The following is a 6,259-nucleotide window of genomic DNA, read 5'->3' on the forward strand; positions in this document are numbered from 1 at the left end:
ACATTTCTTTTCGCACCACGGAAAATGAATGTACAAAGACAGCGGGGGTAGGGCGGTGAGTTTTGGCGTAGTGGCCAAAACGGGATTAAGCGTGTTCAGCACGGCTTTGAAGTTTTGCAATGAGTTCGCGTAATGCTTGGCCACGGTGGCTAATGAGATTCTTCTCTGAAGATTCTAGTTCTGCGGCAGTGATGCCGAGCTCAGGCAAAAGGAAGTGCGGGTCGTAACCAAATCCATAACTTCCCTTGGCCTCATCAATCATTTGCCCATACCAGCGGGTTTGCACGATGAGCGGTTCAGGGTCATTGGCACTATTGACCATCACGAGCGCGCAGACATAATGCGCTCCACGATCCGCTTTCCCTTTGAGGGCTGCAATCAGTTTTTGATTGTTAGCAGCGCTATCCCCATCAACACCTGCATAACGCGCTGAGTAGACTCCAGGTGCGCCATCTAATGCGTGGGCACAAATTCCGGAGTCATCGGCAAGAGCAGGTAGGCCACTAGCTGCGCTGGCATGACGTGCTTTAGTCAAGGCATTCTCAACAAAAGTGTGATGCGGCTCTTCTGCTGACGGAATGGCCAACTCACCCTGAGGGATAACCTGAAAATGAAAGGGCGCCAAGAGCTCCTGGAACTCTCGAACCTTACCGGCATTGTTAGAAGCGAGAACGAGTTTTTGCACCAGCTACCCTTTGATCTTTTATTTAAATGCTTCTTTTTGGAGTTGCGTTAAATCCGCAATACCTTGCTCTGCTAAATCTAAGAGCGCATTTAATTCAGAGCGGGAGAATGCTGCGCCTTCAGCAGTACCTTGCACTTCAATCATTCCGCCTTTGCCGGTCATAACGACATTCATATCCGTATCGCAAGAAGAGTCTTCTGGGTAATCCAAATCAAGCACTGGCACGCCTTGGTAGATGCCAACAGAAATCGCTGCAACGCTATCAATAATAGGATCTGATTTCAGTACACCACTTTGCAGGAGGGTATTAATCGCATCACGTGCGGCAACATAAGCGCCCGTAATTGATGCGGTTCTGGTTCCACCGTCAGCTTGCAAGACGTCGCAATCTAGGTGGATAGTTCTTTCACCCAATATTTTGAGATCAAAGACGCTACGCATCGCACGGCCAATCAAGCGCTGAATCTCTTGTGTGCGACCAGACTGCTTACCTCGTGCAGCTTCACGATCGCTACGGGTGTGAGTGGAGCGGGGGAGCATGCCGTATTCAGCAGTAACCCAACCTTCACCTGAGCCTTTTTTATGGGGAGGTACCTTTTCCAGAATACTGGCGGTACAGAGTACCTTGGTATCACCAAAAGCAATCAGAACTGAGCCTTCTGCATGCTTGGTAAAAGCACGGCTGATACTCACTGGGCGCAATTGCGTAGGGGTGCGGCCACTAGGGCGGGTGATGTTGGGCTTGGTCATGGGGTTTGGTCCTAAAGATCTACAATGTCCATATGATATCGAGCATGACTGGTTATGGCAGCGCTTCACGCCAAGTCTCCCTAGGAGCTGGTGTAGTAGCTGATCTGCAGGTGGAATGTCGGGCTGTCAACAGCCGCTTTCTGGATTTGGGCTTTCGTCTTCCGGACGAATGTCGCGGGGCTGAGCCTGCCTTAAGAGAAATGGCGACTCAAAGCCTTGCTCGAGGCAAGGTCGAGTTTCGGGCCGCATGGCGCGTTAATTCGGGTGCAGCGGGGGCGGCCAAAGCCAACCCCCATGCCTTGGGTGCTCTAAACAAAGATCGTTTAGATGCCCTATACACCCTCCAGGAGCATGCTCAAGTCGCTTTTCCTCATGCTGAAGCATTGCGGATTGCAGATATTTTGCGCTGGCCTGGCATTGTTTCTGAACCAAGAGGTGAGGAAGAGGGTTGGATTACCGCTACTCTGGAAGCTGGTCGCGCAGCTTTAACTGCCTTAATGGATAGCCGCCATGCAGAAGGCAAGGCCCTAGTCACAGTATTAACGACCATCACAAGCAAAATGCGTGAGATTGTGAAGAGCATTGAGCCTAAGGTGCCGGCTTACGTTTCTCAGTATCAAGAAAAACTCACTGAACGCTTGGCTGAAGCATTAGCAGCTCAAGAGCAGGGCAAGGGCAGTTCTGGCACGGAGTTGATGGAGCGTATTCGTCAGGAAGTGGTGCTCTACGCAGTTCGTATCGATGTTGCGGAAGAGTTTGCTCGACTCAAGACTCATCTTCAGGCAGTAGATACTGCTCTGGCAGGTAAAGGGCCAGTTGGAAAACGTTTAGATTTCTTGATGCAAGAGTTGAATCGTGAAGCCAACACCTTGAGCTCTAAATCTGTTTCAGAAGAATGTACTCAAGCTGCTTTAGAGCTCAAGCTCTTGATTGAGCAGATGCGTGAACAAGTCCAAAATTTAGAGTAACTATCCCTTACACAAATTATTATGGCCAGCCCTAAACCTAAAGCTAACCTATCTCCCGCTTATCAAGGCAGCATGTTGATGATCGTTGCCCCATCAGGCGCTGGAAAATCTTCTTTGGTGAATGCCTTATTGCAAGAAGATACGGCGCTCAAGCTCTCCCTTTCCACTACAACACGTGCGCCAAGGCCAGGCGAGGTGGATGGCAAGGACTATCGCTTTATTAAAAGAGATGAATTTATAGCGGAACGCGATCAAGGTAATTTTTTGGAGCATGCGGAAGTGCACGGCAATTTTTACGGCACCTCCAAAGCTTGGATCGAAACCCAGATGAAAACCGGGCGCGATGTGATGCTCGAGATCGACTGGCAGGGCGCCCAGCAAATTCGTCAAATTATTCCCGAAGTGCAGTGGATCTTCATCTTCCCGCCTTCATTTGAGGCCTTAGAGGAGCGCTTGCGTAAACGTGGGCAGGATGATGAGGAAACCATTCAGAGAAGGTTGGCTGCAGCCCATTTAGAGCTTCAGCATGCCCATGAAGCGGATTTCATTGTCATCAACGATGATTTTGAGCAGGCTTTAATTGATTTACGCCATGTTGTTGCTGCCAGCCGCTTACGCTCAGGGCCAATTATGGCTCGCAACCCAGCGCTTTTAAGGCGGCTTGGGGTCTAATCAGTTATCCTATAGGTATTGAAGCTAAATTTAAGTGAGTTCAGCATGGCCCGTATTACTGTAGAAGATTGTCTAAAAACTATCCCAAATCGTTTTGAGCTGGTGTTGGCCGCGACTTATCGCGCACGTCAATTAGTTCAAGGTCACTCCCCACGTGTTGAGTCCAGAGATAAAGCAACTGTAGTTGCCTTACGTGAAGTTGCTGCTGGTGTAACTGACCGTGACATGTTGACCAAAGTACCTTTGTAATTCAGGGGTTCCGTTGTGGAGCTCCCCTTAGGCGACCAAAACACATCGGAATCCAAAGGTCGGGTCTCGCCTAAAGAGACTGTTAATAGCGATAAGTCTTCCATCATCGCAACATTGTTAGCTCAATCGAGCCGACATTTATTTGGCCCTACCTCTGCGCCAGCACTGCCACTAAAGCATCAGGTTGTTTCTATCGATGGCCTGATTTCTAAAATAGGCTATCTCAAGCCTGAAGAGGTTACGCTCATTAAGCAAGCATTTCATTTTGCAGATGCGGCTCATCTCGGGCAGTATCGTCACAGTGGCGAACCTTACATTACCCATCCTGTATCCGTTGCTGAATTGTGTGCCACCTGGCATTTAGATGCTTCCTCCATCATGGCGGCTTTGCTGCATGATGTAATTGAAGATACGGGATGTACTCAAGCTGATCTAGTTGGAAAGTTTGGCAGCAAAGTAGCCGAGCTTGTCGAAGGTTTGACCAAGCTGGATAAATTGGAGTTCCAAAGTCATGCTGAAGCGCAAGCAGAAAGCTTTCGTAAGATGTTTATGGCAATGGCCCGTGATGTGCGAGTCATTCTGGTCAAGCTAGCTGATCGCACACACAATATGCGTACGCTTGATGCTGTACCGATGGAAAAGCGTCGCAGGGTAGCTACCGAGACCATTGAGATCTATGCTCCGATTGCCCATCGCTTAGGCCTCAATATTATTTACCGCGACTTGCAGGACTTGAGTTTCCGTTATTCGATGCCTATGCGCTTTAGGGTAATCGAAGATGCAGTGAAGCGGGCGCGTGGCAATCGCAAAGAGATGGTAGAAAAGATTTTGCAGAACGCCCGTATGGCTTTTGCAAAAGTGAATCTCGAAGTTGATCTACAAGGCCGAGAAAAAACCCTCTTCAGTATTTACAACAAAATGCGAAGCAAGCATCTGAGCTTTTCTCAAGTGCTCGATGTCTATGCCTTTAGGGTTACTGTGCACTCGATTGATGAGTGCTATCGTGCTCTCGGAATTTTGCATGCTCTCTATAAGCCAATGCCTGGCAAGTTTAAGGACTACATTGCGATTCCTAAGCTCAACGGCTATCAGTCCTTGCACACAACCCTCTTAGGGCCATCGGGTGTGCCGGTTGAGTTTCAGATACGTACTGGCGATATGCATGCGGTCGCTGAGGCTGGTGTTGCTGCGCACTGGGCATATAAGGATGGCGGACCGGATATGAGCGAGGTACAAAACCGGGCTCATCAATGGCTGCAATCCTTGATTGATATTCAGGACAGTAGTGGGGATTCACAAGAATTCTTAGAACACGTCAAAATTGATTTGTTCCCCGACGCAGTGTATGTTTTTACTCCAAAGGGTCAGATTAGAGCCTTGCCACGTGGCGCTACCGCCTTAGACTTTGCTTATTCAATTCATAGTGATGTGGGCAACACTTGTGTTGCAGTCAAAATTAATGGCATGCAATTACCGCTACGTAGTGAGTTAAAGAATAGCGATATTGTTGAAGTGGTGACATCGGCCAACTCCCAGCCAAATCCGGGCTGGTTGGCATTTGTTAGGACAGGCAAAGCTCGCGCCTCTATTCGTCACTCACTAAAGACCAAGCACTACGCCGAGTCTTTACAGTTGGGCGAGCGCCTCTTGGCGCATGCTTTGCGTCAACAAGGGGTGGATGCCGGCCTCTTATCTCCAGAGATCTGGGAAAAGTTATTGCACTGGACTGGTGATAAAACGCGCGAAGAGGCCTGTGTCAACATTGCTTTGGGTCGCAGATCCCCGCAAGAGTTAGCTATTCGATTGAAGATCTTGATTGATGACGAGGGTGGTTCAGAGCAAATGCGCTTGGGCGCGGCAGATTGGGTTACTCCTCATCAGGAAATTGCCTCACATCACCATCAGCGTCAGGCTATTTTGGTCGATGGTCGCGAAGGAAATTCGATAAGCTTTCAAACCTGTTGCCATCCGATCCCAGGCGACAACATTATTGGCTATCTCGGAAAGGGTGAAGGTTTACAGGTACACACTAATGACTGTCCAGTAGCCCTCAAAATGCTTTCGAAGGATAGCGACAAGTGGGTAGAGGTCGAGTGGGGCAAAGAGGTTAACCGAGAATTTGAGGTTGATCTTGCAATCGATACCCGCCAAGGAAAGGGTGTTCTGGCTAGAGTGGCTAGTAGTGTGACTGCTGCGGACTCCAACATCATGAACGTATCTATGGATGACCGATATAAAGAAGATGCCGTTACGATTCGATTCACAATACAAGTATCAGATCGTTTACACCTTTCCAAGGTCATGCGTAGCCTGCGCACCAATCATGATGTGATGCGCGTGACTCGAGTTCGGGCTAGCTAATTTATTTACCTACTATTGGTACTGAACATCTAGGATTTCAATTTCACTAGGGCCCGATGGCGTCTGAATTTTGACGCAATCACCTACGCGTGCTTTGATCAGAGCCTTCGCAATCGGGGAGACCCAACTGACGTGACCAAGCTCTAAATCAACCTCATCAACGCCCACAATAGTGATAGTCGTCTCCTTGCCTGCATCGACACCCTCTAGGCTTGCATAAGTCACAGTGGCCCCAAAAAAAACCTGCTCAGCATCTGCGTCACCCGATTTTCGGGCTTGGTTATCGACTACTACAGCAAATTCTAGGCGCTGGTTCAGGAAGCGAATCCGTCGATCTATCTCTCGAAGTCGCTTTTTTCCGTAGATATAGTCGCCATTTTCAGAGCGGTCGCCATTGGATGCGGCCCAGTGAACAACCTTGACAACCTCAGGCCGATCAAGGTCCAGGAGCTGTAAAAGCTCGCTTTTGATGCGTTCATGACCAGCGGGTGTGATGTAGTTCTTCTCTTCCATGGCATAATTATGGCTGTTGCGGCTGTAGCTCAGCTGGATAGAGTACTTGGCTACGAACCAA

7 protein-coding genes are annotated in these 6,259 nt (G+C 49.0%); 4 read left to right on the forward strand and 3 right to left on the reverse strand.

From position 1 onward, the window contains the following. Nucleotides 1-85: 85 nt before the first annotated feature. On the reverse strand, nt 86-685 hold the full coding sequence (gene rdgB / locus B7X71_RS10515; protein ID WP_293600712.1) for an RdgB/HAM1 family non-canonical purine NTP pyrophosphatase: 600 nt from the start codon (nt 683-685) through the stop codon (nt 86-88). A gap of 18 nt (nt 686-703) precedes the next feature. After that, nucleotides 704-1,435 (reverse strand): ribonuclease PH, encoded by a 732-nt coding sequence (gene rph / locus B7X71_RS10520; protein ID WP_215303296.1) that lies wholly within the window; start codon nt 1,433-1,435, stop codon nt 704-706. A 32-nt stretch (nt 1,436-1,467) separates the two neighbouring features. Between rph and B7X71_RS10525 the strand changes: the two genes are divergently transcribed. The 4 genes from B7X71_RS10525 (at nt 1,468) to B7X71_RS10540 (ending at nt 5,685) form a co-directional block, all read left to right on the forward strand. Then, on the forward strand, nt 1,468-2,403 hold the full coding sequence (locus tag B7X71_RS10525) for a YicC/YloC family endoribonuclease (protein WP_293600713.1): 936 nt from the start codon (nt 1,468-1,470) through the stop codon (nt 2,401-2,403). A gap of 21 nt (nt 2,404-2,424) precedes the next feature. After that, the gene (gene gmk / locus B7X71_RS10530) at nt 2,425-3,075 is read left to right on the forward strand and encodes a guanylate kinase (protein ID WP_215303299.1); all 651 of its coding nucleotides are present in this window, start codon (nt 2,425-2,427) and stop codon (nt 3,073-3,075) included. A 45-nt stretch (nt 3,076-3,120) separates the two neighbouring features. Beyond that, nucleotides 3,121-3,324 (forward strand): DNA-directed RNA polymerase subunit omega, encoded by a 204-nt coding sequence (gene rpoZ, locus B7X71_RS10535; protein WP_011902918.1) that lies wholly within the window; start codon nt 3,121-3,123, stop codon nt 3,322-3,324. Nucleotides 3,325-3,426: 102 nt separating this feature from the next. After that, the gene (locus B7X71_RS10540) at nt 3,427-5,685 is read left to right on the forward strand and encodes a bifunctional (p)ppGpp synthetase/guanosine-3',5'-bis(diphosphate) 3'-pyrophosphohydrolase (RefSeq protein WP_215303815.1); all 2,259 of its coding nucleotides are present in this window, start codon (nt 3,427-3,429) and stop codon (nt 5,683-5,685) included. Nucleotides 5,686-5,697: 12 nt separating this feature from the next. Here the strand turns inward: B7X71_RS10540 and greB are convergent, their stop codons facing one another. Then, nucleotides 5,698-6,198 (reverse strand): transcription elongation factor GreB, encoded by a 501-nt coding sequence (gene greB, locus B7X71_RS10545; protein ID WP_215387625.1) that lies wholly within the window; start codon nt 6,196-6,198, stop codon nt 5,698-5,700. Between the last annotated feature and the right edge of the window lie 61 nt (nt 6,199-6,259).

This window comes from Polynucleobacter sp. 39-46-10, from assembly GCF_002282275.1.